Genomic DNA, 22,255 nt, shown 5'->3' on the forward strand with positions numbered 1-22,255 from the left:
GTTACCTCCCAGAGTTGTGCAGTGGAGGAGAGAGGCAGCCCGCACCCAATGACCCGACGACTCGAGCTCACGCCCGGGGGACCGACCGGCCGTCGTACTCTCGCCGAAGAGGCGGCGGCCGAACTGCACGAACTGATCCTGTCCGGCGAGCTTCCGAGTGGTACGGCGCTGCGGCTGGAGGAGCTCGCGAAGCGGCTGGACATGAGCCAGATGCCGATCCGCGAGGGGTTGCGGCGGATGCAGGCGCTCGGGCTGGTCGAGATCGTGCCGCACAAGGGCGCGTGGGTCCGCGAGCTGTCGCTGGAGGACCTGCGGGACACCCACGAGACCCGACTGGCGCTGGAGTCCCTCGCCGTCCGGGCCGCTGCCACCCGCTTCAGCGACGCGGACGCCGCCACGGCCAAGGCGGCGCTGGCCGAGCACGTCCGGCTGTCGAAGGCCGGTGACAACATCGCCTCCCGGCAGGCGCACACCGAGTTCCACTTCGCGATCTACCGCGCCGGCGGCTCGCGCTGGCTGCCGCGGGCGATCGAGCCGGTCTGGCAGAACAGCGAGCGCTACCGCTTCGGCTCGCGGCAGACCAAGGCCCGGATCGAGCAGACCCGGCGTGAGCACCAGGCGATCCTGGATGCCTGTGTCGCACACGACGAAGACGGTGCGGAGGCCGCACTGCGCGAACACCTCGAAGGTGCGATGCAGCGCATCACGGAAACGATGGAACGTCGCTACCAGAAGAGCTGAGCACCTCGAAGCGGTCGGTGTCCCAACCACTCACGTCGAAGATCGCCCGCAGCAGCAGGGAGTCACCACGGCGGCCGTACGTCGTGAGTAGCTCGGGGATGTCGGTGGTCCCTAAGCCTGCGTAGTACTGATCGAGGGCTTGTCGGCGCTGGCTTTCCGGTGCTTTGCCGATCTCTCGTAGCGGAAGCGTGCAGCCCGTCACGAGACCCGAGCCGACCTTCTCGCCCGGGAGCAGTTGCTCCATGAGCTCGTAGCCCACTTGCACGTCCTGCGCCCTCAGCCGTGCACCCAACGCGTGGATCTTTTGCTGTTGCACGGCTCTGGACACGGCGATGTGGTCCGGGTGACCCGTGAGTCCGTCTCGGCCGACTGTCAGCACCAGCTGAGGCCTTGTCTCGGTGATGGCTTGCTCTACTGCGGCTGCGAGGTCACTGGGGTCAGCTGCTGCCAGCGTGCGCGGGCCAGACGCGCCACCGTCGTCGATCCAGCGGTCCTTGGTGCCCAGCCAGCCCCACTCGTCGATGCCCAGCAGCTCGCAGGACGCCGAGAGCTTGTCCGCCGCGTCCCCGATCCCTTGCGTGGCAACTCGCAGTACCACGCGCCACCCCGCCTCACTCAGCAGTGCAGTGGCTGCACCGGTGGCGAACACCTCGTCATCGGGGTGCGCGTGGACTACGAGAGCTGTGCGCACTCAGTCGGCCAGCCGGGCCGGGAAACCGCCGGTCGCGACCGGACCCCAGCGCTCCGGGGTGATCCGGATCAGGCACTTGCCCTGCGTCCGCATGGCCTCGCGATACTCGTCCCAGTCCGGGTGCTCGCCGGAGATCGACCGGTAGTACTCCACCAGGGGCTCCACCGCGTCCGGCAGCTGGATCACCTCGCCACTGCCGTCCACCTGCACCCACGGGCCGTTCCATTCGTCCGACAGCACGACCACGCTCGTCCTCGGGTCCCGCTCGACGTTGGTGCTCTTCGCCCGCTCCGGGTACGACGAGATGACGATGCGGCCCTCGGTGTCGACCCCACCGGACACCGGCGACGCCTGCGGCGTACCGTCCGCGCGGGTTGTGATCAGCAACATGTGGTGACGCGGCCGGACGAACTCCAGCAGCTCGTCCAGCCCGACCTTGGTGTTGGTGGCAATAGTCCTCGGCATGGCTCCACCCTATGTTCCGGCGTGCAGCTCGGCCCGAGTCAGGAGGTGTTCGAGCTGGTCGTCGGTGAGCTTGTCGACGAGGTCCTTCAGCCGTTGAGCCTGCGGACTCGCGCTACCGAGCGAAGGTCTGGAGTTGCCCGGTGTGGATGTCCTTCACCCATTCCCACTCCGGCGCGACCGAAGGGCCGATCCGCGGGTCGTCGAACTTGCCACCGTCACGCAACGCCTGCACGTACGCGCGATCCAGGTCGAGCCGTCGACGGACCTCACCTGCCCGACCGGCGGACCCGTGCCCGGGGATGACGGCCTCGGCGTCGCCTGCCGCGTCCTCGAGTTGCCGCAGCCCGGCGAGGTAGTCCTCGATCGGGTCGTTGGTGCCGCGCAGGTCGTCGAGCATCGGGACGAAGAGATCGGACAGCATGTCGCCGGCCACGAGTACGCCGCGGTCCTCGACGTACAGCGCCGCATGGCCGGGAGAGTGCGCCGGATGCTCGATGATCCGGACCTCGGGGCCGTCCCAGGGGAGGTGTGTGGTCCCCGCGGGCAGACCGGTGATCAGGCCGAACGGGTCGAGCGGTACGTCGTCGGCGATCTCCGGCGGTAGTCCCTCGGCGACGCGGGCCTTCCAGTCCGCGTCCGACCGCAGCTCCTCCATGAACTCCGCGCACCGGGCGGTGCCGTACCGCGGCACGTCGCCGAAGTCGGGGTGCCAGAGCACGTGATCCCAGTCAGGATGCGTCGCGAAGCCTGCCACGACGGGCAGGCCCAGCTCGCGAAGGTCGTTCGCGAGGCAGGTCATCTCGGCGTTCGTCAACCCGGGGTCGACGAGCAGCACCCCGTCCCGGCCCTGGACGACACCGGCGTTGTTCTGGAGTACTTCGCTCTGGTGGAACAGCACACCCTCTGCGACCTGCGTGAGCACGGACCCTCCCCGGTGGTCTGCCATCGTTGGTCGAGACGGTAGGACCTGCGGTGACGGGTGGCAAGCAGTCTGTGCTGTCCACGAGCGGCCAAAGGCCGGAATTGACATGTTCGAACAGGTGTTCGAACATGGATTCATGACGGGGACGACAGCAGCAGACCGAGCAGAACCAGGTGCCACCGCCCTGGACCAGGCCCGCATGCTCCTGGCCCGGGCCAAAGCCCAGAAGGCCTCTCGGCTGCCCGCCTCTGCCCACCCTCTTGTCCCGTCTCGTTCCACCGACGGTGCGGTGGTGCCGCCTCATCTCACCCTCGCCGGGTCGGAGGAGGGTGGGGTCGGGATGCGGCGGGTGGTGCCGGCGCCGCGGACGACCGAGGCCCGGGTGCAGCAGGCGTTGGACACCGCCGGCGTGGACCGGATGCTGCCGACCCACCCGGCGATCTCCGAGCTGCTGGCCGGCGCCGGTCTGCGCAGCGGCTCGGCGTACTCCGTGCGCGGTTCGTCGGCGTTGGTGATGGCCATGATGGCCGGCCCGTCCGCCGAGGGCGCGTGGTGCGGAGTGGTCGGCCTGCCGTCCTTCGGCGCGGAGGCCGCCCGCGGGCTCGGCGTGGATCTCGACCGCCTGGTCCTCGTGCCGGAGCCGGACCACGACTGGCTCAACGTCGTCGCCGCCCTGGTCGACGCCCTGACCGTGGTGGTCGTCCGCCCGCCGGGCGAGGTGACACCCGGTGAGGCGTCCCGACTCGCGGCCCGGTTACGCACCCGAGGTGCAGTCCTGATCGCGGTCGGCTCCTGGCCGGGCAGCGAGGCGCGCCTGGAGGTGGAAAGCAGCAGCTGGACAGGCCTGGGGTCCGGCGAAGGCCTCCTCACCGCCAGACAGGCAACGGTCACGGTCACCGGCCGCCGAGCCGCGGTACACCAACGCCGCCACCACCTCTGGCTCCCCGGCCCCGACGGCAGTATCCGCTCGGTCGACCCCACCTCGACCAGCAATCTCACTCACTGGCAGGAAGAGGCGGTGGGGTGATGGGCGAGCGTGGGTTGACCCGGACGATGGTGGTCTGGGTGCCGGATTGGCCGGTGACGGCCGCTGCGGGAGCGGCCGGGTTGTCGGCGGACGAGCCGATCGCCGTGCTGGAGAAGGGCAAGGTGCTCGCCACCTCTGCGGCCGCCCGCGCCGGCGGAGTGCGCCGGGGATTGCGGGCCCGGGACGCGCAGTCGCGGTGTCCGGAGCTCGTCGTGCTCAAGTACGACCCGGTGATCGACGCCCGCGCGTTCGACCCGGTGATCGGCTGCCTGGAGGCGCTCATCCCGGGCGTCCAGGTGATCCGGCCGGGGATGTGTGCGTTGAAGGCGCGCGGCCCGACCAGGTTCTACGGCAGCGAGTCCGCGGCGGCGGAGAAGCTGCTCGACCGGCTCGAGACGTTCGACGTCCCCGGTGGCCGGGTCGGGATCGCCGACGGGCCGTTCGCGGCCGAGCAGGCGGCCCGGTCCAGCGCGGCGGAGACCCGGGTCCTGATGGTTCCGCCGGGGGAGTCCGCGGAGTTCCTGGCGCCGTTCAGCGTCGACACGCTCGAGCAGCCGGCGCTCACCGACCTGCTCCGCCGGCTCGGGCTGCGGTCGCTGGGTGCGTTCGCGCGGTTGTCTCCCACCGAGGTGCTGACCCGGTTCGGTCCGGACGGCGCCTTCGCCCACCGGTTGGCCCGCGGGTACGACGATCGCCCGGTGGTCGGCCGCGACGTACCGCCGGAGCTCGTCCGCGTCCTCGACTTCGAGCCGGCGGTGGACCGGGTCGACCAGGTCGCGTTCGCGGTCCGGTCGGTCGCCGACGAACTGATCGCCCGGCTGACCGAGCTCGGCCTGGTGTGTACGACGCTGCGGGTCGAAGCCGGCACCGAGTCCGGCCGGATTCACGAGCGCGAGTGGTTGCATCCCCGCTGGTTCACCGCGGCGGACGTGGTGGACCGGGTCCGCTGGCAGTTGCAGGGGAGCGGTACGGCGACGAGCGAGCTGACGTCACCCGTCGTACGGCTCCGGCTCGTGCCCGAGCAGGTCGACCCGGTCGGTGCCCACGTCGACGGGCTGTGGGGCGGCGGGCCGGACGAGCGGATCCACCGGGCGCTGTCGCGGGTCCAGAGCATGCTCGGTCACGGGGCGGTCGCGTCGGTGGTGATCGGTGGCGGGCGCGGGTTCGCCGAGCGGCAGACCCTGGTCCCGTGGGGCGACCGTCAGGTGCCGAAACATCCGGCCGATCAGCCGTGGCCGGGCGCGATCGCCGCCGCCGGTCCCGGGCGGTGGCCGACGCTCGCGCCGACCACGCTCTTCCCGCAGCCGATCCCCGCCCACGTCCTCGCCGAGGACGGCACCGAGGTGTCCGTCAGCGCCCGCGGCGCCCTCTCCGGCACGCCCACCGCCTTCCGTCTCGACCCCGGTCCACGAGTTGCCGACAGCAACAAGCTGCACCCGATCACCGCCTGGGCCGGCCCCTGGCTGGTCGACGAGCGCTGGTGGGACCCCAGGAACGAGTCCCGCCAGGCCCGGTTCCAGTTCACCACCGCGGACACCCGCGCCTGGCTCTTCACCCTCCACCAGGCCACCTGGCAAGCCGAAGCCACCTACGACTGAGGAAAATGTCGGTGGGTGGGATGAGAATGGGCGCCGTGGACGAACCGGCGCAGTACGGACCGCACCGATGGTCGGCGGGATATCACGGTGCGGACGAGAGATTTCGTGGGGCAACGTTCACGGTCGCGGATCTGCGGGACACGCGGTTCGTCGACTGTGATCTGACCGGGGCGAGGATCGTGGACGGCTGCCTGGTCGACGTCGACATCTCCGGCTGGGTCAGCAACCTGGTCGTGAACGGCGTCGACGTCACCGAGTACGTCGAGTCCGAGCTCGACCGCCGGCATCCCGAGCGGGTGCAGTTGCGCACCATCCGGAACGCCGACGACTTCCGCGCGATGTGGACGACGATCGAGCGGCTCTGGTCCGAGCTGACCGAGCGCGCCGAGCGGTTGCCCGAGCCCGTCCGGCACGAGCGGGTCGCGGACGAGTGGTCGTACGTCGAGACGCTGCGCCACCTCGTCTTCATCACCGACTCGTGGGTGAGCCGCACGATCCTCGACCAGGAGCGCCCGTTCCACCCGCTCGCGCTACCGCAGACCGCCTACAACCCGGCCGACGCGGCCGCGCTGGGCATGAAGCTCGACGCCACCCCGACGTACGCCGAGGTCCTCGAGGCCCGCGCGGACCGGATGGCCGTGGTGCGCCGCGTCCTCGAAGACCTCACCGACGCCGACCTCGGCCGCCCCTGCTCCCGTCCACCCGCCCCCGGCTACCCCGAGGAGGACCGAGCCGTCGCCGACTGCCTAGGCGTCCTCATGGAAGAAGAATGCAACCACCACCGCTTCGCCGCCCGCGACCTCACCGTCCTGGAGTCCAGAAGTAGCTAGCTCAGGGAGCGGCGACGGTCAGCGTGACTGTCGCGCCCGGTGCGAGCATCGTGCCGGGCGCGGGGGAGACGCCCATCAGATCACCTGGGATGTACTGCGGTGCCTTCCTGGTCTGGATCTTCGGGGACAGCCCGAGCTCGGTGAGCTTGTCGGCATACAACTGGCCGGCACGGCCGGGGTCGGTTCCCGTGATCACCCGCAGGCTCGGCACACCGATGCGGTCGGACACGATCCGGATCCGCTCGAGGATGCGGTCGACCTCCGCGGCGCCTGTGGACGACTCCGCCCAGAACCACGTGTCCAGTGACGGAATCATGACCACGCCGGAGCACGTCATGACTTTGCCCTCGGTTTCGTCGGTGCACGTCGTGTGTTGACGTTCGGCGCTGACCCCGTCGATCTCGATCGTCTCGTCGGCGGTGAACTCGAACATCGTCGGACGGCCGAGCCCCAGTTCCACGCTCTCGACCCGCCATGGCCGAGGGATCGAACACAGTAGTCCGTCCCGAGAGAGGATGACGGTGTCCTCCTGCGCAGTCAGGCAGCGCGTCCGGTTCGTGCCCCATGTCTTGGGTACTGCGATCGCCGCACGGCCGACGCCAACCAGGCGCATGTCCGAAGGTACGGCCACGCCGGGACTGGTGGATGCGACCGGCGGAGGAACGTCCACAGCACCCGGGCCTGGTCGCAACGCCAGTGCTGTCCCGCCGGCCGCGGCCAGCACGGCGACGGCGGCGGCCAGGGACACGACCATCGTGCGGCGGCGCCGGATGCGGGCGACGCGTGCCTGCATCGTCTCGATCGGCGGGGGGTGGACGTCGGTGCGTTGGGCGGCGCGGTCCAGGAGAGTGGTCAGGTCGGTGTCGGTCATCGGGTTCCTCGCAGTTCGGCCAGAGTGGGGTCTTGGGCGAGGGCCTTGACGGCTCTGGAGAGGCGGCTCTTCACGGTGCCGGTGGCGACGTCGAGCACGGTGGCCATTTGCTGTTCGCTCAGGTGGACGTAGTACCGCAGGACGACCGCGGTGCGTTGGTCGCTGGGCAGTCGATCGAGGGCTCGCATGATCGCGTCCGTGTCGTCGACCCCGGCGGTCTGGTCGGTGCCGGCGTACTCGGGGAGGACTCCTGTCGGCTTCTCGCCGGTCCAGCGGCGGCGTCGTCCGGAGAGGAAGGTGTTGATCAGCACGCGGTGCACGTACGCGTCCCGGTCGTCGGCCGCGCGGACCTTGTTCCACTTCAGCAGGCAACGCTCCAGCGCGGTCTGGACGAGGTCCTCGGCCTCGGCGTGCGTGCACCCCAGCAGTACGGCGGACCGCACCAGCCGCGGCCAGCGCGCCGCGACGTACTCGCTGAAGTCGTCCATCCTCACCCCTAGGAGACAACCCAGGCCCCGCCCGAGGTTCCCTCGGTCAGAAGTCGATACGCATGACGGTACGACGCACGGTCGGCCGGGTGATCTCCCGGAAGCCGGCCTCCTCGAACGCCTGGCGGGGACCGACGTGGAGCTCGCCCCAGGTGATCTGCTTGCCGGGCTGCGTGACCATCGGATAAGCCTCGAGCGCACGGGCGCCCCGGGTCCGGGCGTGGTCGATGGTGGCACGCGCGAGCAGGTAGGTGAGGCCGCGACCGCGGTAGCCCTTCCGCACGACCATGCAGGTGACCGCCCAGACGCCCTCGTCGTCCTTGTCCTCGTTCCGGTCGGTCCACGGGACGCGGGAGGTGCGCAGCTTCGGGTACGCCGTCCGCGGCTCGACCGCGACCCAGCCGGCCGGTGTGCCGTCGACGTACCCGACCAGGCCGCTCGTCGACGGCGCGGTCGGGTCGCCGCAGGCGGTCTGGTCCTGGAGCATCGCGGTGCGTTCGTCCTGAGTGGAGTCGCGCCAGATCCAGCCGCGGATCTTGAACCGCTGGCACTGGCAGTGGCCCGCGTCCGCGGTCCCGAAGACGGCCTGCAGGTCGTCCCAGGACGCCTCGTTCGCGGGGACGACGGTCAATTGCTCCGCCTCGATCGGAGTCACCATGCCGGGAGGCTAGCCCTCGTTCCGGACGTTCTGCGTCCGGAAGAGCTGGGCCAGCCGATCGGCGAAGTCCGCCGGGACCTCGTGCCCCACGCCCGGCAGCCACTCGATCCGCACGCCGAACCCGGCCAGCTGCTCACGCGCCTCCTCGACCACCTCACGGAGGTCGTCGTCCGACCCCATCAGTACGACGGCCGGTTCGAGTGCGCCGTACGCCTCGGTGGGCAGTCGCCGGAGTGCCGGCGCGAGTACGATGACGCCGTCCACCGGCCGGGGTTGGCCGGTCAGCGCCCAGTCGAGGGCGACCCGGCCGCCGGCGGAGAAGCCGGCTGCGATCAACGGTAGGGACTGCAGCTTCTCAGGAAGCTGTGTGAGCCCCTGGGCAACATCGTCGAGGGAACGCGCCGGGTCGGGCCAGGTGCGGTACATCGGCGACATCAGCTGGGACGACTCGACCGAGAGCAACGCGTACCCGAGCGGGATCACGCTCGCCCAGTCGCGAGCCGCATGCGTGGCCCGCTGGCCGGCGCCGTGCAGGGCGACCACGATGCCTCGCACCTCGCCCGTCGGCAGCTCGAGGACCGGCGTCGCCGTCTCCGGGTTGGCCTCGGCACGGTTCGCCTCCGACAGCTCGAGAAGAGCTGTCAGACCGGGCAGCGTCTGCAGGCTTGCGAGATCGTCGTCCTCGGTCAGCAGCGACTGATCCCACCAGAACCCTGCGCTTGCCGCTGACTGGAGCGCGGCCAGCGCGGCCTCCGGCTCACCGAGTACGCCGAGGAAGCAAGCCCGCAGGTGGGTCAGCTCGGCCAGCCACGGGCGGAGGGAGTCATCCGCCCGATCCAGCAGCTCGAGAGCCGCCTGGTAGTCACCTTGCTCATAGAGAGCAGCCACACGGTCGGTCAGCTGGTCGTACGTGGTCTCGGGAGTCTGCACCGGATGATTCTGCCTGGTCAGCCGGTCACAACGCCTCGGCACGGGACAGGAGGTAGCGCTGCTCGGGCAACGACTCGGTACGGCGGGCGGCCTCCTGGTAGGCCTCGCGGGCCGCGGTGACGTCGCCGGACAGCTCGAGGAGATGCGCGCGTACGGCGGCCAGCCGGTGATGGTCCGTGAGCGCGGGATCGACGTCGTCGAGGAGCGCGAGACCGCGAGCCGGGCCGTGGACCATGGCGACGGCGACGATGCGGTTCAGGGTGAGCATCGGTCCCGGCGCGGCCGTCTCGAGGAGCTCGTACAGCATCAGGATCTGCCGCCAGTCGGTGTCCTCGGCCCGGGCAGCCTCGGCGTGGACAGCGGCGATCGCGGCCTGCAACTGGTACGGCCCGACCGGTGCCGTCCGCAACGTCGAGGCGATCAGCTCGGTGCCCTCGGCAATCGCCGACGCGTCCCACAACGACCGGTCCTGCTCCGGCAGCGGCACGAGTGCACCGTCGGCCGTGGTCCGCGCCGGCCGGCGTGCGTCCGTCAGCAGCATCAGCGCCAGCAAGCCCGCGACCTCGCCGTCGGCCGGCAGCTCCGCGCGCAGTTGCCGGGTCAACCGGATCGCCTCCGCACTCAGCTCGACCCGGTGCAGCGACGTACCGGACGACGCGGTGTAGCCCTCGTTGAAGATCAGGTAGAGCACGTGCAGTACGGCGGCCAGTCGCGAAGGCTGCTCGTGGACCGGCGGCAAGGCGAACCGGGCGCCGTGCAGCTTCGCCTTCGCGCGGCTGATCCGCTGCCCGATCGTTGCCTCCGGCACCAGGAACGCCCGGGCGATCTCGCCGGTGGTCAGCCCGCCGACCGCGCGCAGCGTCAGCGCGACCTGCGACTGCGGCGTCAGCGCCGGATGGCAGCACAGCATCAGCAACGTCAGCGAGTCGTCGACCGACGGCGCCGGCTCCGGCAGCGGCTCCGCGGCCACCGACTCCTCCCGTCGTACCCGGGCCGCCTCACTACGCAGTACCTCGATCCGCCGCCGGGAAGCGACCGTGATCAGCCAGCTCCGCGGGTTGCCGGGTACGCCGTCCACCGGCCACTGCTGGGACGCGGCCAGCAACGCCTCCTGGACGGCGTCCTCGCACGCGTCGAAGTCGCCGTACCGCCGGACCAGCGGCCCGAGCACCTGCGGAGCGAGCTCACGCAGCAACTCCTCGACGATCACATCAGTGCGCCGAGGTCCCGCACCGGGCGGATCTCGACGATGCTGAACGGCGCCTCGGGGATCTGCGGGACGATCTCGACCGCGCGCTCCATGCTCTCGCAGTCGAGCAGGTAGAACCCGGCCAACTGCTCCTTCACCTCGGCGAACGGGCCGTCGGTCGTCAGCACCCGGCTCTCCGAGATCCGCACCTGCTTGGTGGCGTCGGGGTCGTCCAGCGACTCAGACGCGAGCAGCTCGCCGCGGGCCGAGAGGGCCTCGTGCAACGCGGTGTAGCCGGCCATCCCCTCCCGCTTCTGCTCGTCGGTCAGCGAGTCCCAGACCTTGCGGGACTCGGGATTGCCGTAGATCAGCACCAGGAACTTCACCTGCACTCCTCCCGTTCAGCACAGCGTAGGCAAGGCAAGCATCACCCTTGGGTATCGATCGGGTCACCGGTTCGTCGCAGGCGTAGCGGGAACCGGGCAGGGGCGTTCTGGTATCAGGGGAGAGCCAGGGCATGCCCCGGTGTGGCCGGGCGTAAACCTGTCGACGTGCCCAAGTACAGTTACGACGGGTGTCCAGGGTGGAGAGAGGGAGGGGTCGCGTGCCGGACTTGGAAGTGTCCGACCGGGTGCTCACGATCCCGAACGCGCTCAGCTTCCTCCGGTTGCTGGGGGTGCCGCTGTTCCTGTGGCTGATCCTCGGCCCCGAGGAGGACGGCTGGGCCCTGCTCGTCCTCGCCGTCTCCGGCTTCACCGACTGGGCCGACGGCCAGATCGCCCGGCGGATGAACCAGACCACCCGGCTCGGCCAGATGCTCGACCCGGTCGCGGACCGGCTGTACATCTTCGCCACCGTGCTCGGGCTCGCGCTGCGCGACATCATCCCGTGGTGGCTGGCGATCGCGCTGCCGCTGCGCGACCTGCTGCTGACCCTCACCCTGCCCGCCCTGCACCGTCGCGGCTTCAACGCGCTGCCGGTGCACTTCCTCGGCAAGTCCGCGACCTTCTGCCTGCTGTACGCGTTCCCGCTGCTCCTGCTCGGCGACGGCGACAGCACCCTCAACCTGCTCGCACGGGTGTTCGGCTGGGCGTTCGCGATCTGGGGGACCGGGCTCTACTACTGGGCCGGTGCCCTGTACTTCGCTCAGCTGCGCCACCTCGTCCAGACGGTGAAACCGATCAACGACCCGGCTGGGTAGTCCCGTGAACCAGTCTGCGCCACCGAAGGAAGGTCCACCCAAGCCGCGACGTGTCGACGCGTCGATGTCGCTGCTCAACAACCTGATGGACCACCCCCTCGACGAGGGGTACGCCGTCGCCGCCCGCTCCCGCCCGAAGCAGAACGGCAAACCGGCCCGCACCCGGCACCGGGTGATGCTGGTCGCGGCGGCCGTGGTCCTCGGCTTCCTGCTCGCGGTCGCGGCCTCGCAGAACTACCGCAGCGCACCTGAGGCGGAGAAGCAGCGCAAGGAGCTGATCACCCGGATCGACCAGGCCGACAGCCAGCTGACCACGATGCGCACGCGGCAGACGCAGCTCGCCGACGAGGTACGCCGCCTGCAGGCCGCCGGACTGAGCAACACCAGCGCGGGCACCGCCCTGCAGCAGCAGCTCGACGCCCTCGAGCTGCAGACCGGCGCGATCGCGGTCACCGGCCCCGGGATCAAGGCCGTGGTCGACGACGCGAAGGACGCCGACAAGGAAGGGCGCCTGCTGGACGTCGACCTGCAGCAGCTGGTCAACGGCCTGTGGACGGCGGGTGCGGAGGCGATCTCGGTGAACGGTCACCGGCTCACCTCGATGACCGCGATCCGCGGCGCCGGCAGTGCGATCACCGTCGACTACAGTTCGCTGACCCCGCCGTACACGGTGCTCGCGATCGGGGACACCGCGACCATGCCGGCCCGGTTCGCGCAGAGCTCGGGCGGTCAGTGGGTGCAGTACCTGGTCAGCAACTTCGATGTCCGGATGACGATCACGACGGAGGAATCCTTGCTGGTGCCGGCCGATGCGACCATCGCGTTGCGCTACGCGAAGGTGAGTGGACCGAGATGATCGCCGTCCTCGGACTCGTGATCGGCGTCGTGATCGGCCTGCTGGTCGCGCCCGACGTCCCGGAGTGGGCGCAGCCGTACCTGCCGATCGCGGTGGTGGCCGCGCTCGACGCCGTCTTCGGCGCGCTGCGGGCGTTCCTGGACGGGATCTTCGACGACAAGGTGTTCGTCGTCTCGTTCGTCTCCAACGTGCTGATCGCCGCGCTGATCGTCTACCTGGGCGACCAGCTCGGGGTCGGCTCGCAGCTGTCCACCGGCGTGGTCGTCGTCCTGGGCATCCGGATCTTCACCAACATGGCCGCCATCCGGCGGCACATCTTCAGGGCCTGACATGACCGACGAACCGGACCAGAACGCCCGCCCGCCCGAGCCGGGCAACCAGCCCGAGCCGGGCAAGGCCCCCGAGTCGAACAAGCCCGCCGACGCAAGCAAGCCGGCCGACGCGAGCAGGCCCACCGAAGCCAGCACGCCGGCCGAGGCGAGCAAGGCCGACGTGAGCAAGCCGGGTGGTGGGGAGGCGCCGTTGCCGGCGGAGCCGACGCCGATGCCGACGCCGAAGAAGCCCCGCACGCCGAACCTGGCGCTCCGCCGGCTCCAGGCCGGCTTCAAACCGTCCCGCGGCCAGGCGATCGTGGCGGTCGTCCTCGCGCTGGTCGCCTGCATGGCGGTCGTCCAGGTCCGGGTGAACCGGGCCGACGACGGCTATCAGAACGCCCGCCGCGAGGACCTGATCGCGATCCTGGACGGCCTCGGCCAGAACACCCGCCGGCTGGAGAGCGAGATCGCCGAGCTCGAGGAGCGGAAGAACTCGCTGTCGTCCAGCGCCGACAAGGCGCAGACCGCGCGCGAGCAGGCCGAGGCGCAGGTCCGGGTGCTCGGCATCCTGGCCGGCACGCTGCCGGCCCAGGGCCCGGGCGTCCGGATCACGCTGAACGACCCCGACGGCAAGATGACGTCGAGCAACCTGCTGGACGCGATCGAGGAGCTGCGCGACGCCGGCGCCGAGGCGATCCAGATCAACGGCTCGGCCCGCGTGGTCGCGAGTACGGACTTCGTCGACGAGTCGCCGGGGATCCGGATCGACGGTCAGAAGGTCAACTCGCCGTACGTGATCGAGGCGATCGGGGAGTCGCACAACCTGGCCGAGGCGGCCAACTTCCCCGGCGGCCTGGTCAGCGAGGTGACCGGTCCGCAGGTCGGCGGGACGGCCGAGGTGACCGAGCTCCCGCAGGTCCAGATCACCGCCTTGCACGCGCCGGAGGAGCATCGTTACGCTCGCCCGGCGCCCAGCCCGACCAAGTAGCTGTCACGCGGCTGCCCAGTAGCTGTCCTTGAGTGAAAGAGGAACGAAGGTGTACCCCGAAGACCTGAAGTACACGGCCGAGCACGAGTGGGTGAAGGCCGACGGCGACGGCCCCGTCCGGGTCGGCATCACCGACTTCGCGCAGGACGCCCTCGGCGACATCGTCTACGTGCAGCTGCCCGAGGTGGGGAGCAAGGTGCGGGCCGGAGACGCCTGCGGCGAGCTCGAGTCGACCAAGAGCGTCAGCGACCTGTTCGCCCCGGTGAACGGCACCGTGACCGCGGTCAACGAGGCGCTCGCGGACCAGCCGGATCTGGTCAACACCGACCCGTACGGCGAGGGCTGGCTGCTCGACATCGAGGTCGAGGACGCCGAGGAGGTCGCGGCGTTGATGGACGCCGACGCCTACCAGGGCCAGCTCGACCAGAGCTGATCCGGCCGGCCGATCCGGGGCCGGTGGCACCGGTCGGCACCGACCGTCACCGGCTCGGCCGCAACTGATAGGTTGGCCGGACCTCAACCGCTGGTAGAGGGTTGAGGTCCGGCTTTCCGGGTCCACACTTGTTCATACGGGGTCTATCGAAAACGTCGCCGGACCGCCGGCGATCGGGAGGATCACAGCATGCCGTTCTGCAACCAGTGCGGGCACGAGAACTCCGAGGGCAGCCGCTTCTGCTCGCAGTGCGGAGCGATGCTCCCTGGCGCGGACCGACCGGCGGCGACCCCGGCAGCCTCCGGTGTCACGCCCGGTGTCACCGACACCGCGATGCTCACCCCGATCGGCGCCGAGCCGGAGCCGGAGCGCACCGGTGAGCCGTTGTCGCCCGACGACGAGGCCGCGGTCGGCGCGCTGCCGGCCGGTTCTGCCCTGCTGATCGTCCAGCGCGGGCCGAACGCGGGCAGCCGGTTCCTGCTCGACGTCGACGTGGTCACCGCCGGCCGGCACCCGGACAGCGACATCTTCCTCGACGACGTGACCGTGTCCCGCCGGCACGCGGAGTTCCGCCGGGACGCGTACGGCGTGAAGGTGCGCGACGTCGGCAGCCTGAACGGCACCTACGTGAACCGCGACCGGATCGACGAGGTCCAGCTGAGCAACGGCGACGAGGTGCAGATCGGCAAGTACCGGCTCGTGTACTACGCCAGTGGCCAGGCCTGAGCCGTCCGCCGTCGAAGGCCCCGCCGCAGGGCGGGGCATCGGTGAGGTGCTGCAGGTCCTGCAGGCCGAGTTCGCCGACGTCACCATCTCCAAGATCCGCTTCCTCGAGGCCGAGGGGCTGGTGACGCCGGCCCGGACCGCCTCCGGCTACCGCAAGTTCAGTCCCGCCGACGTGGATCGGCTGCGGTACGTGCTGACCGCGCAGCGTGACCGGTACCTGCCGCTGAAGGTCATCAAGGAACACCTGGCCGCGATCGACCGCGGCCTCCGCCCGGCGCCGGCCGGCCCGCCGGTCGCGCCGGACTCGTTGCCCGAGCCACCCGGACTGCCTGTCGCCGAGGACTTCAGTGCCGACGGCACCGAGTTGAGACTCACCCGGGAGGAGCTGCGGGCGGCTGCGGACGTCCCGGCCGAGTTGCTCGACCAGGTGGAGGGCCACGGGCTGGTGGTGGCCCGCGGCAACCACTACGACGGCGAGGCGCTGCTGGTGGCGAAGCTGGTCGGCGAGTTCGCCCGCTACGGCATCGAGCCGCGGCACCTGCGTCCGTTCCGTACGGCGGCCGACCGCGAGGCCGGCCTGATCGAGCAGGTCACCGGCCCCCGTCGTACCGAACAGACCGAGGAGCTGGCCGCCCTCGCGGTCCGCTTGCACGCGGCCCTCGTCCGCTCCCGCCTCCCTCGCTGAGCCGGGCGGTTGCAGCTGGTTGTCCACCGGGGCACCCGTGGGCCTGCCCGGGGCTGGCCTGCGGAGTAGGCTGAAGGTGTGCGCGAAGTCGACGTAATCGGAGTCCGGGTCGAGATGCCCTCGAGTCAGCCGATCGTGCTGCTCCGGGAGGTCGGCGGAGAGCGGTACCTGCCGATCTGGATCGGCGCAGCCGAGGCGAGTGCGATCGCGTTCGCCCAGCAGGGCATGGAGCCACCCCGGCCGCTGACGCACGACCTGTTCGCCGAGACGATCCGGGTGCTCGGGCACACCCTCAACCAGGTCCGGATCGTGAACCTGACCGACGGTGTGTTCGAGGCGATCCTGGTCTTCGACGACAAGACCGAGATCTCCGCGCGGCCGTCGGACTCGATCGCCCTGGCGCTGCGCACCGGGACGCCGGTGTTCTGCACCGAGGAGATCCTGGCCGAGGCCGGGATCCCGGTTCCGGAGAGTGAGGCGACCGGCGCGGACGAGGTGGAGGAGGAAGAGGAGGTCGAGCGGTTCCGGGAGTTCCTCGACCAGGTGACCCCGGAAGACTTCGACAAGAGCTAGCCGGGACTGTGAGCCCGGGACAGAGTTGAGCGGTCTGGTACAAGGCACGGCAGGTAACGATTGAGGTCATGGTTGCGACACGCTCCCGACCAGGGGCGATGATCGTTGACCCTCCCTGATCGGCGGCTTACCTTGAAGGAGTTGTGGGGTGGCGTCACTCCACGAATGTGACCCGTTCCAGTCGGTACCCAGGGAGGCTCAGGCGTGACACGCACCGGCGACACGGATCTGACGGCGCAGTCGACGTCCGAAGCACACGCCCAGGCGGCCGCGACCGCCGGCGTGCAGGGTCTGCTCTTCGACGACGACCTGCGGCCGATGCCGGAGGACGTCGGGTTCCGCGGGCCGACGGCCTGCGCCGCGGCCGGGATCACGTACCGCCAGCTCGACTACTGGGCCCGCACCGGCCTGGTTTCGCCGTCCGTGCGTCCGGCGACGGGTTCCGGCACGCAGCGGCTGTACGGCTTCCGTGACGTCCTGTTGCTGAAAGTGATCAAGCGGCTGCTGGACGCCGGGATCTCGCTGCAGCAGATCCGGACCGCGATCGCCCACCTGAGCAAGCGCGGCATCGACGACCTGACCCAGATCACGCTGATGAGCGACGGCGCGTCGGTCTACATGTGTACGTCGCCCGACGAGGTGATCGACCTGCTGGCCGGCGGCCAGGGCGTGTTCGGTATCGCCCTCGGTGGCGTCTGGCGCGAGGTCGAGGGCTCCCTGTCCGAGCTGCCGACCGAGCGTGCCGACGGTCACGGCGAGGACGGCGATTCGCACGCGAACGACGAGCTCGCCGCCCGCCGCCGCGCCCGCATGACCGGCTGACCTCCACTTCTTCTCCTGTGCGCCCACTCACCGCTGGATCGCTGCGCGGTGTGTGGGCGACTTTGTTGCTGCCGCTGAACGCGGACGACTCGATCGACTTCCGGCGGCTGGAGACGCAGGCGGCGACACTCGCCGCGACCGAGCTGGACGGCCTCTATGCCCACGGCACGGCGGGGGAGTTCCAGACCCTGACCGAGGACGAGTTCGACCGGATCAACGACCTGCTGGCGGCGACCGGGAAACCGTTTCAGCTGGGCGCCAGCCATCCGTCCGCCCAGGTCCAACTCGAGCGGGTACGGCGCGCCGCGGCGCTCGAGCCCGGTGCGATCCAGGTGATCGTGCCCGACTGGTTGCCCTTGAACGACCGCGAGGTGCTCGCCTTCCTCCGGCGTACGGCGGACGTGGCCGGTGAGGTCCCGCTCGTCCTGTACAACCCGCCGCACGCGAAGACCCGCGTCGATCCTCAGCTGCTCCGGAGCCTGGCCGACGCGGTGCCGACGCTGATCGGGTTGAAGACCGCGGGCGGCGACAAGGCGTGGTTCGACCAGGCAACGAAGTCCGGCTTGTCGATCTTCGTGCCCGGTCACTTCCTGGCGAGCATGTCGCTACTCGGTGCGCACGGCAGCTACTCCAACGTCGCCGCGCTCTCGCCCAACGGAGCGGTGCGGCAGGCCGGGTCGCTGGATGTGGAGCGCCGGATCGCGGAGTTCTTCGCGCAGCACGTCGTACCCCTGCAGAAGGCAGGGTTGTCGAACCCGGCGCTGGACAAGTTCCTGGCCGCGGTCGGTGACTGGGCCGACGTCGGCACCCGGGTGCGCTGGCCGATGGCGTCGGCCACCCGCGAGCAGGTCGAGGCCGCCCGGCCGGCCGCGCGAAGCCTGCTGCCCGAACTGTTCGCGGATTCCTGGTAGCCTCGGACACGCCGTACACAGCATTCGGGAGAGACCCGTTGACCCGGGCGCCGAAGGGGCAATTCCTCCCCGGAACCTCTCAGGCCCATGGACCGAGTGCCACAGGCGACTCTGGAGCGCGCAGCGCGTGACAGAGGGGGAGGCGACCGGAAGCACGTCAGCAACGGAGCCTCTAGATGAACAACTCACCCCAGATCTCGGCCGCGTTCGCCGACCGGCACATCGGGCCCCGGCCGGACGAGGTCTCGCGGATGGTCCAGCTGCTCGGGTACGACGACGTCGACGCGCTCGTGGACGCCGCCGTCCCGGCGTCGATCCGGTCCGCCGAGGCGCTCCGGCTGCCCGACCCGGCCTCCGAGGTGGACGCGCTGCACGAGCTCCGGCAGCTCGCGGCGCGCAACACGGTCGCCACCTCGATGATCGGCCAGGGGTACTACAGCACCTTCACCCCGTCCGTGATCGTCCGCCGCCTGGTCGAGAACCCGGCCTGGTACACGGCCTACACGCCGTACCAGCCGGAGATCTCCCAGGGCCGGCTCGAGGCGCTGCTGAACTTCCAGACCGTGGTCTCCGACCTCACCGGCCTGCCGACGGCGAACGCGTCGCTGCTCGACGAGGGCACCGCGGCCGCCGAGGCGATGACGCTGGCGCACCGGTCGAACAAGAAGAGCAAGTCCGACCGCTTCCTGGTCGACGCCGACTGCTTCGCCCAGACCATCGCGGTCGTCCGGACCCGGGCCGAGGCGCTCGGGATCGAGGTCGTCGTCGCGGACACCACCGAGGGCCTGCCCGACGGCGACTTCTTCGGCTTCCTGGTGCAGTATCCGGGCTCCGGCGGCGTCGTCCGCGACCTGAAGCCGCTGATCGCCGCCGCGCACGAGCGGGACACGCTAGTCGCGGTCGCGTCCGACCTGCTCGCACTGACGTTGCTCGAGGCACCGGGTGAGGCCGGCGCCGACATCGTGATCGGGTCCTCGCAGCGCTTCGGCGTACCGCTGTTCTACGGCGGTCCGCACGCCGGCTTCATGTCGGTGCGGACCGGTCTGGAGCGGTCGTTGCCGGGTCGCCTCGTCGGGGTCTCGGTGGACGCCGACGGCGCCCCGGCGTACCGGCTGGCGCTGCAGACCCGCGAGCAGCACATCCGCCGCGAGAAGGCGACCTCCAACATCTGTACGGCGCAGGTCCTGCTGGCCGTGGTCGCGTCGATGTACGCCGTCTACCACGGTCCCGACGGCCTGAAGGCGATCGCCGAGCGCGTGCACGACCACGCCGCCAAGCTGGCCGGCTCGCTGCGCGCCGGTGGGGTGGAGGTTGTCCACGACACCTTCTTTGACACGGTGCTCGCCCGGGTCCCCGGTCGCGCCGCGGACGTGGTGGACGCCGCCCGGCAGAACGGGGTCTGGCTCCGGCTGGTCGACGCCGACCACGTCGGCATCTCCTGTGACGAGAAGACCGACGCGCATGCGCTCCGCTCGGTCTGCGACGCCTTCGACCTGCGGTACGACGGTTCGCTCGGCACGACCGCGTTGCCCGAGGCGGTGCGTCGTACGACGGACTACCTGACCCACCCGGTGTTCAACACGCACCGGTCCGAGACCGCCATGCTGCGGTACCTGCGGAAGCTGTCCGACTACGACTACGCGCTGGACCGCGGGATGATCCCGCTCGGCTCCTGCACGATGAAGCTGAACGCGACCACCGAGATGGAGCCGGTCACCTGGCCGGAGTTCGCGGACCTGCATCCGTTCGCGCCGATCGAGGACGCGGCCGGGTACGTGAAGCTGATCGGGCAACTGGAGCGCTGGCTGGCCGAGGTGACCGGCTACGCGAAGGTGTCCATCCAGCCGAACGCGGGCTCCCAGGGTGAGCTGGCCGGCCTGCTCGCGATCCGCGGCTACCACCACGCGCGCGGCGACCTCGAGCGGAACGTCTGCCTGATCCCGGCCAGCGCGCACGGCACGAACGCCGCCTCAGCGGTGATGGCCGGCATGAAGGTGGTCGTTGTCAAGGGCAACGACGACGGCACGATCGACCTTGACGACCTGCGGGCGAAGGCCGCCGAGCACGCCGACAAGCTGGCCGCGATCATGATCACCTACCCGTCCACGCACGGCGTGTACGAGGAGAGCGTCACCGAGGTCTGCCGGATCGTCCACGACCACGGCGGCCAGGTGTACGTCGACGGCGCGAACCTGAACGCCCTGCTCGGGCTGGCCAGGCCCGGTGAGTTCGGCGGCGACGTCAGCCACCTGAACCTGCACAAGACGTTCTGCATCCCGCATGGGGGCGGTGGCCCGGGCGTCGGTCCGGTGGCGGTCGCGGCGCACCTGGCGCCGTACCTGCCGAACCACCCGCTGCTGGACCAGGCCGGTCCGGACTCCGGGGTCGGCCCGATCAGCGCGGCGCCGTTCGGGTCGGCCGGCGTGCTGGCGATCTCGTGGGCGTACATCCGGATGATGGGCGCGTCCGGCCTGACCGCGGCGACCAAGGCCGCCGTCCTGACGGCGAACTACGTGGCGAAGCGGCTGGAGGGCGTCTTCCCGGTGCTGTACACCGGTGAGAACGGCCTGGTCGCGCACGAGTGCATCCTCGACCTGCGGCCGATGACGAAGGAGACCGGCATCAGCGTCGACGACGTCGCGAAGCGGCTGATCGACTACGGCTTCCACGCGCCGACGATGTCGTTCCCGGTGGCCGGCACGCTGATGGTCGAGCCGACGGAATCCGAAGATCTAGGCGAACTCGACCGCTTCTGCGACGCGATGATCGCGATCCGGCACGAGATCGACCGGGTCGCGGCGGGGGAGTGGCCGGCCGCCGACAACCCGTTGGTGAACGCGCCGCACACCGCCGCGTCGGTGATCAACGACAAGTGGGAGCACGCGTACACCCGCGAGGAGGCCGCGTTCCCGCGCTCGGTCGACCGCACGTCGAAGTACTGGCCGCCGGTCCGCCGCATCGACGGCGCCTACGGCGACCGCAACCTCATCTGCTCCTGCCCGTCCCCGGAGGCCTTCGAGTAATGACCCTGCGCCCTGACACCGCCGCTGCTCTGTTCGCCGAGATTGCGGCGGCGCAGAGCGAGTGGAAGTTGCCGACGGTCAACGCCGGGGTGGTCCGCGACGGGTCGCTGGTGTGGACCGGGTCGCGGGGGCGGTTCGCGACCGCGGACCGCGGTGCGCCCGGTCCGGACGTGCAGTACCGGATCGGGTCGATCACCAAGACGATGACGGCGATCCTGGTGATGCAGTGCCGCGACGACGGGCTGCTCGCGCTGAACGATGCCGTCGGCAAGCACCTGCCCGGGATCGCGTTCGGGGACAGGACGATCCGGCAGTTGCTCGCGCACTCCGGCGGGATGAACGCCGAGCCCGAGGGCGACTGGTGGGAACGCAACCCCGGGGTCTCGTTCGAGCAGCTGACCGCGGCGATGGACGAGTCGCAGGCCGCGGGTCCGGCCGACCGGCGGCACCACTACTCGAACCTGGGGTACGGGTTGCTCGGTGAGATCGTCGCCCGGTTGCGCGGCTCGTCCTGGCTCGAGTTGGTGCGGGAGCGCATTCTCGATCCGCTGGAGATGCGGCGTACGTCGTATTTCCCGTCGGAGCCGGCCGCGCAGGGGTTCTCCGTGCATCCGTTCAGCGGTCGGTTGCTGGAGGAGCCGGCGTACGACGCCGGTGCGATGGCGCCGGCCGGGCAGTTGTGGAGCACGATCGAGGACCTGGCCCGCTACGCGATGTTCTGGATCGATCCGGTCTACGAGGTGCTCAGCCGCGATTCGGTGGAGGAGATGGCGGCGCCGGCGGCCGCCGATCCACGGGAAGGGCTGACCGCGTCGTACGGGCTGGGGCTGCGACTGATCGCCGACGACCCGTACCTGCTGATCGGTCACACCGGCTCGATGCCCGGCTTCCTCGCCGGCCTGTTCGTCGACCGCGTCCGCCGGATCGGCGCGGTGACGCTCGGCAACGCGACGTACGGCCGGGTCGCGTCCCTCCCGCCCGATCTGCTGGAGATCCTGGTCGCGCACGAGCCGGTGCTGCCGCAGGAGTGGGTCCCCGAACCACCTCTCGACCAGGGCACCGACCTGCTCGGCCACTGGTACTGGGGCAATTCCCCGGTCACCATGTCCGTCAGCGGCGGCATCCTCCAGCTCACCGGCGCCCTCACCTCCCGCTTCTCGCCCCTCGGCCCCGACCTCTACCGAGGCCGCGACGGTTACCTCGCCGGCGAGAAACTCCGCGTCGTCCGCCACGGCGACCGCACCCACCTGAACGTCGCGACGTTCGTCCTCACCCGCACCCCGTACGACGCCTGACCTCCCTGGGGAGTCGTC

The 22,255-nt window shown here is 70.4% G+C and carries 25 protein-coding genes and 1 riboswitch; of the genes, 16 read left to right on the plus strand and 9 right to left on the minus strand.

What is annotated here, in order from left to right:
• Positions 1–48 precede the first annotated feature (48 nt).
• The gene (locus tag ACQPYZ_RS15420; RefSeq protein ID WP_433168696.1) at positions 49–741 is read left to right on the plus strand and encodes a GntR family transcriptional regulator; all 693 of its coding nucleotides are present in this window, start codon (positions 49–51) and stop codon (positions 739–741) included.
• On the opposite strand, the gene ACQPYZ_RS15425 is transcribed toward ACQPYZ_RS15420, so the two are convergent.
• The 3 genes from ACQPYZ_RS15425 to ACQPYZ_RS15435 all read right to left on the minus strand — a co-directional run bounded on the left by ACQPYZ_RS15425 (position 704) and on the right by ACQPYZ_RS15435 (position 2,819).
• The gene (locus ACQPYZ_RS15425; protein WP_433168698.1) at positions 704–1,390 is read right to left on the minus strand and encodes a PIG-L family deacetylase; all 687 of its coding nucleotides are present in this window, start codon (positions 1,388–1,390) and stop codon (positions 704–706) included. The genes ACQPYZ_RS15420 and ACQPYZ_RS15425 overlap by 38 nt on opposite strands.
• A gap of 42 nt (positions 1,391–1,432) precedes the next feature.
• The gene (locus tag ACQPYZ_RS15430; protein ID WP_433168700.1) at positions 1,433–1,897 is read right to left on the minus strand and encodes a PPOX class F420-dependent oxidoreductase; all 465 of its coding nucleotides are present in this window, start codon (positions 1,895–1,897) and stop codon (positions 1,433–1,435) included.
• 112 nt (positions 1,898–2,009) lie between these two features.
• Entirely contained in the window at positions 2,010–2,819 is an 810-nt protein-coding gene (locus ACQPYZ_RS15435; protein WP_433168702.1) for an MBL fold metallo-hydrolase, read from the minus strand.
• 292 nt (positions 2,820–3,111) lie between these two features.
• Here ACQPYZ_RS15435 and ACQPYZ_RS15440 point away from each other — a divergent pair, with 292 nt between their 5' ends.
• From ACQPYZ_RS15440 to ACQPYZ_RS15450, 3 genes are read left to right on the plus strand one after another with little or no spacing between them, the layout of a single operon-like run.
• The gene (locus tag ACQPYZ_RS15440) at positions 3,112–3,846 is read left to right on the plus strand and encodes a hypothetical protein (protein WP_433168704.1); all 735 of its coding nucleotides are present in this window, start codon (positions 3,112–3,114) and stop codon (positions 3,844–3,846) included.
• Complete coding sequence (locus ACQPYZ_RS15445) at positions 3,846–5,444, plus strand: DNA polymerase Y family protein (RefSeq protein WP_433168706.1); 1,599 nt, start codon at positions 3,846–3,848, stop codon at positions 5,442–5,444. The genes ACQPYZ_RS15440 and ACQPYZ_RS15445 overlap by 1 nt, the downstream gene beginning before the upstream one ends.
• A 35-nt stretch (positions 5,445–5,479) precedes the next feature.
• Entirely contained in the window at positions 5,480–6,274 is a 795-nt protein-coding gene (locus ACQPYZ_RS15450; RefSeq protein ID WP_433168708.1) for a DinB family protein, read from the plus strand.
• Between the two features lies 1 nt (position 6,275).
• On the opposite strand, the gene ACQPYZ_RS15455 is transcribed toward ACQPYZ_RS15450, so the two are convergent.
• The 6 genes from ACQPYZ_RS15455 to ACQPYZ_RS15480 are packed head-to-tail and all read right to left on the minus strand — an operon-like array spanning position 6,276 to position 10,796.
• On the minus strand, positions 6,276–7,145 hold the full coding sequence (locus ACQPYZ_RS15455) for a PASTA domain-containing protein (RefSeq protein ID WP_433168710.1): 870 nt from the start codon (positions 7,143–7,145) through the stop codon (positions 6,276–6,278).
• Positions 7,142–7,633, minus strand: a complete 492-nt coding sequence (locus ACQPYZ_RS15460; protein ID WP_433168712.1) for a SigE family RNA polymerase sigma factor — start codon at positions 7,631–7,633, stop codon at positions 7,142–7,144. The genes ACQPYZ_RS15455 and ACQPYZ_RS15460 overlap by 4 nt, the downstream gene beginning before the upstream one ends.
• 46 nt (positions 7,634–7,679) lie before the next feature.
• The gene (locus ACQPYZ_RS15465) at positions 7,680–8,291 is read right to left on the minus strand and encodes a GNAT family N-acetyltransferase (RefSeq protein ID WP_433168714.1); all 612 of its coding nucleotides are present in this window, start codon (positions 8,289–8,291) and stop codon (positions 7,680–7,682) included.
• Positions 8,292–8,300: 9 nt separating this feature from the next.
• Positions 8,301–9,221 carry an alpha/beta hydrolase gene (locus ACQPYZ_RS15470; protein ID WP_433168716.1) on the minus strand — a complete coding sequence of 307 codons (921 nt, stop codon included), beginning with the start codon at positions 9,219–9,221 and terminating at the stop codon, positions 8,301–8,303.
• 25 nt (positions 9,222–9,246) lie between these two features.
• Positions 9,247–10,431 (minus strand): RNA polymerase sigma factor, encoded by a 1,185-nt coding sequence (locus ACQPYZ_RS15475; protein WP_433168718.1) that lies wholly within the window; start codon positions 10,429–10,431, stop codon positions 9,247–9,249.
• Positions 10,428–10,796 (minus strand): YciI family protein, encoded by a 369-nt coding sequence (locus ACQPYZ_RS15480; RefSeq protein ID WP_433168720.1) that lies wholly within the window; start codon positions 10,794–10,796, stop codon positions 10,428–10,430. Before ACQPYZ_RS15480 ends, ACQPYZ_RS15475 begins: the two co-directional genes overlap by 4 nt.
• Before the next feature lie 218 nt (positions 10,797–11,014).
• On the opposite strand from ACQPYZ_RS15480, the gene ACQPYZ_RS15485 reads away from it, so the two are divergent.
• The 12 genes from ACQPYZ_RS15485 to ACQPYZ_RS15540 all read left to right on the plus strand — a co-directional run bounded on the left by ACQPYZ_RS15485 (position 11,015) and on the right by ACQPYZ_RS15540 (position 22,237).
• The gene (locus tag ACQPYZ_RS15485) at positions 11,015–11,611 is read left to right on the plus strand and encodes a CDP-alcohol phosphatidyltransferase family protein (RefSeq protein WP_433168722.1); all 597 of its coding nucleotides are present in this window, start codon (positions 11,015–11,017) and stop codon (positions 11,609–11,611) included.
• Between the two features lie 4 nt (positions 11,612–11,615).
• Positions 11,616–12,467 (plus strand): DUF881 domain-containing protein, encoded by an 852-nt coding sequence (locus ACQPYZ_RS15490; protein WP_433168724.1) that lies wholly within the window; start codon positions 11,616–11,618, stop codon positions 12,465–12,467.
• Positions 12,464–12,796 (plus strand): small basic family protein, encoded by a 333-nt coding sequence (locus ACQPYZ_RS15495; protein WP_131352136.1) that lies wholly within the window; start codon positions 12,464–12,466, stop codon positions 12,794–12,796. The genes ACQPYZ_RS15490 and ACQPYZ_RS15495 overlap by 4 nt, the downstream gene beginning before the upstream one ends.
• A 1-nt stretch (position 12,797) precedes the next feature.
• The gene (locus ACQPYZ_RS15500; protein WP_433168726.1) at positions 12,798–13,769 is read left to right on the plus strand and encodes a DUF881 domain-containing protein; all 972 of its coding nucleotides are present in this window, start codon (positions 12,798–12,800) and stop codon (positions 13,767–13,769) included.
• A gap of 49 nt (positions 13,770–13,818) precedes the next feature.
• Entirely contained in the window at positions 13,819–14,202 is a 384-nt protein-coding gene (gene gcvH, locus ACQPYZ_RS15505; RefSeq protein ID WP_433168728.1) for a glycine cleavage system protein GcvH, read from the plus strand.
• Between the two features lie 189 nt (positions 14,203–14,391).
• Complete coding sequence (locus ACQPYZ_RS15510) at positions 14,392–14,928, plus strand: FHA domain-containing protein (protein ID WP_433168730.1); 537 nt, start codon at positions 14,392–14,394, stop codon at positions 14,926–14,928.
• Positions 14,915–15,613, plus strand: coding sequence for a transcriptional regulator FtsR (gene ftsR, locus ACQPYZ_RS15515; protein ID WP_433168732.1), 699 nt, complete (start codon positions 14,915–14,917; stop codon positions 15,611–15,613). Before ACQPYZ_RS15510 ends, ftsR begins: the two co-directional genes overlap by 14 nt.
• Positions 15,614–15,691: 78 nt before the next feature.
• Positions 15,692–16,186: a bifunctional nuclease family protein gene (locus tag ACQPYZ_RS15520; protein ID WP_433168734.1), complete on the plus strand. Its 495-nt coding sequence runs from the start codon at positions 15,692–15,694 to the stop codon at positions 16,184–16,186.
• A gap of 318 nt (positions 16,187–16,504) precedes the next feature.
• Positions 16,505–17,008 (plus strand): MerR family transcriptional regulator, encoded by a 504-nt coding sequence (locus tag ACQPYZ_RS15525; RefSeq protein WP_433169692.1) that lies wholly within the window; start codon positions 16,505–16,507, stop codon positions 17,006–17,008.
• Positions 17,009–17,058: 50 nt separating this feature from the next.
• Positions 17,059–17,919: a dihydrodipicolinate synthase family protein gene (locus ACQPYZ_RS15530; protein ID WP_433168736.1), complete on the plus strand. Its 861-nt coding sequence runs from the start codon at positions 17,059–17,061 to the stop codon at positions 17,917–17,919.
• A 15-nt stretch (positions 17,920–17,934) separates the two neighbouring features.
• Positions 17,935–18,024, plus strand: a riboswitch (glycine riboswitch).
• 71 nt (positions 18,025–18,095) lie between these two features.
• Complete coding sequence (gcvP, locus tag ACQPYZ_RS15535) at positions 18,096–20,942, plus strand: aminomethyl-transferring glycine dehydrogenase (protein WP_433168738.1); 2,847 nt, start codon at positions 18,096–18,098, stop codon at positions 20,940–20,942.
• Positions 20,942–22,237 (plus strand): serine hydrolase domain-containing protein, encoded by a 1,296-nt coding sequence (locus ACQPYZ_RS15540; protein ID WP_433168740.1) that lies wholly within the window; start codon positions 20,942–20,944, stop codon positions 22,235–22,237. Before gcvP ends, ACQPYZ_RS15540 begins: the two co-directional genes overlap by 1 nt.
• The last annotated feature ends 18 nt before the right edge of the window (positions 22,238–22,255 follow it).

The sequence above is a fragment of the Kribbella sp. CA-247076 genome (genome assembly GCF_050942445.1).
Lineage (GTDB): Bacteria > Actinomycetota > Actinomycetes > Propionibacteriales > Kribbellaceae > Kribbella.

Excerpts from the sequence above, each read along its gene's own strand:
- ACQPYZ_RS15420 (WP_433168696.1), top strand. The coding sequence starts at position 49 with ATGACCCGACGACTCGAGCTCACGCCCGGGGGACCGACCGGCCGTCGT.
- ACQPYZ_RS15430 (WP_433168700.1), bottom strand. The coding sequence starts at position 1,897 with ATGCCGAGGACTATTGCCACCAACACCAAGGTCGGGCTGGACGAGCTG.
- ACQPYZ_RS15445 (WP_433168706.1), top strand. The coding sequence starts at position 3,846 with ATGGGCGAGCGTGGGTTGACCCGGACGATGGTGGTCTGGGTGCCGGAT.
- ACQPYZ_RS15455 (WP_433168710.1), bottom strand. The coding sequence starts at position 7,145 with ATGACCGACACCGACCTGACCACTCTCCTGGACCGCGCCGCCCAACGC.
- ACQPYZ_RS15460 (WP_433168712.1), bottom strand. The coding sequence starts at position 7,633 with ATGGACGACTTCAGCGAGTACGTCGCGGCGCGCTGGCCGCGGCTGGTG.
- ACQPYZ_RS15465 (WP_433168714.1), bottom strand. The coding sequence starts at position 8,291 with ATGGTGACTCCGATCGAGGCGGAGCAATTGACCGTCGTCCCCGCGAAC.
- ACQPYZ_RS15495 (WP_131352136.1), top strand. The coding sequence starts at position 12,464 with ATGATCGCCGTCCTCGGACTCGTGATCGGCGTCGTGATCGGCCTGCTG.
- ACQPYZ_RS15500 (WP_433168726.1), top strand. The coding sequence starts at position 12,798 with ATGACCGACGAACCGGACCAGAACGCCCGCCCGCCCGAGCCGGGCAAC.
- ACQPYZ_RS15510 (WP_433168730.1), top strand. The coding sequence starts at position 14,392 with ATGCCGTTCTGCAACCAGTGCGGGCACGAGAACTCCGAGGGCAGCCGC.
- ACQPYZ_RS15525 (WP_433169692.1), top strand. The coding sequence starts at position 16,505 with ATGCCGGAGGACGTCGGGTTCCGCGGGCCGACGGCCTGCGCCGCGGCC.
- gcvP (WP_433168738.1), top strand. The coding sequence starts at position 18,096 with ATGAACAACTCACCCCAGATCTCGGCCGCGTTCGCCGACCGGCACATC.
- ACQPYZ_RS15540 (WP_433168740.1), top strand. The coding sequence starts at position 20,942 with ATGACCCTGCGCCCTGACACCGCCGCTGCTCTGTTCGCCGAGATTGCG.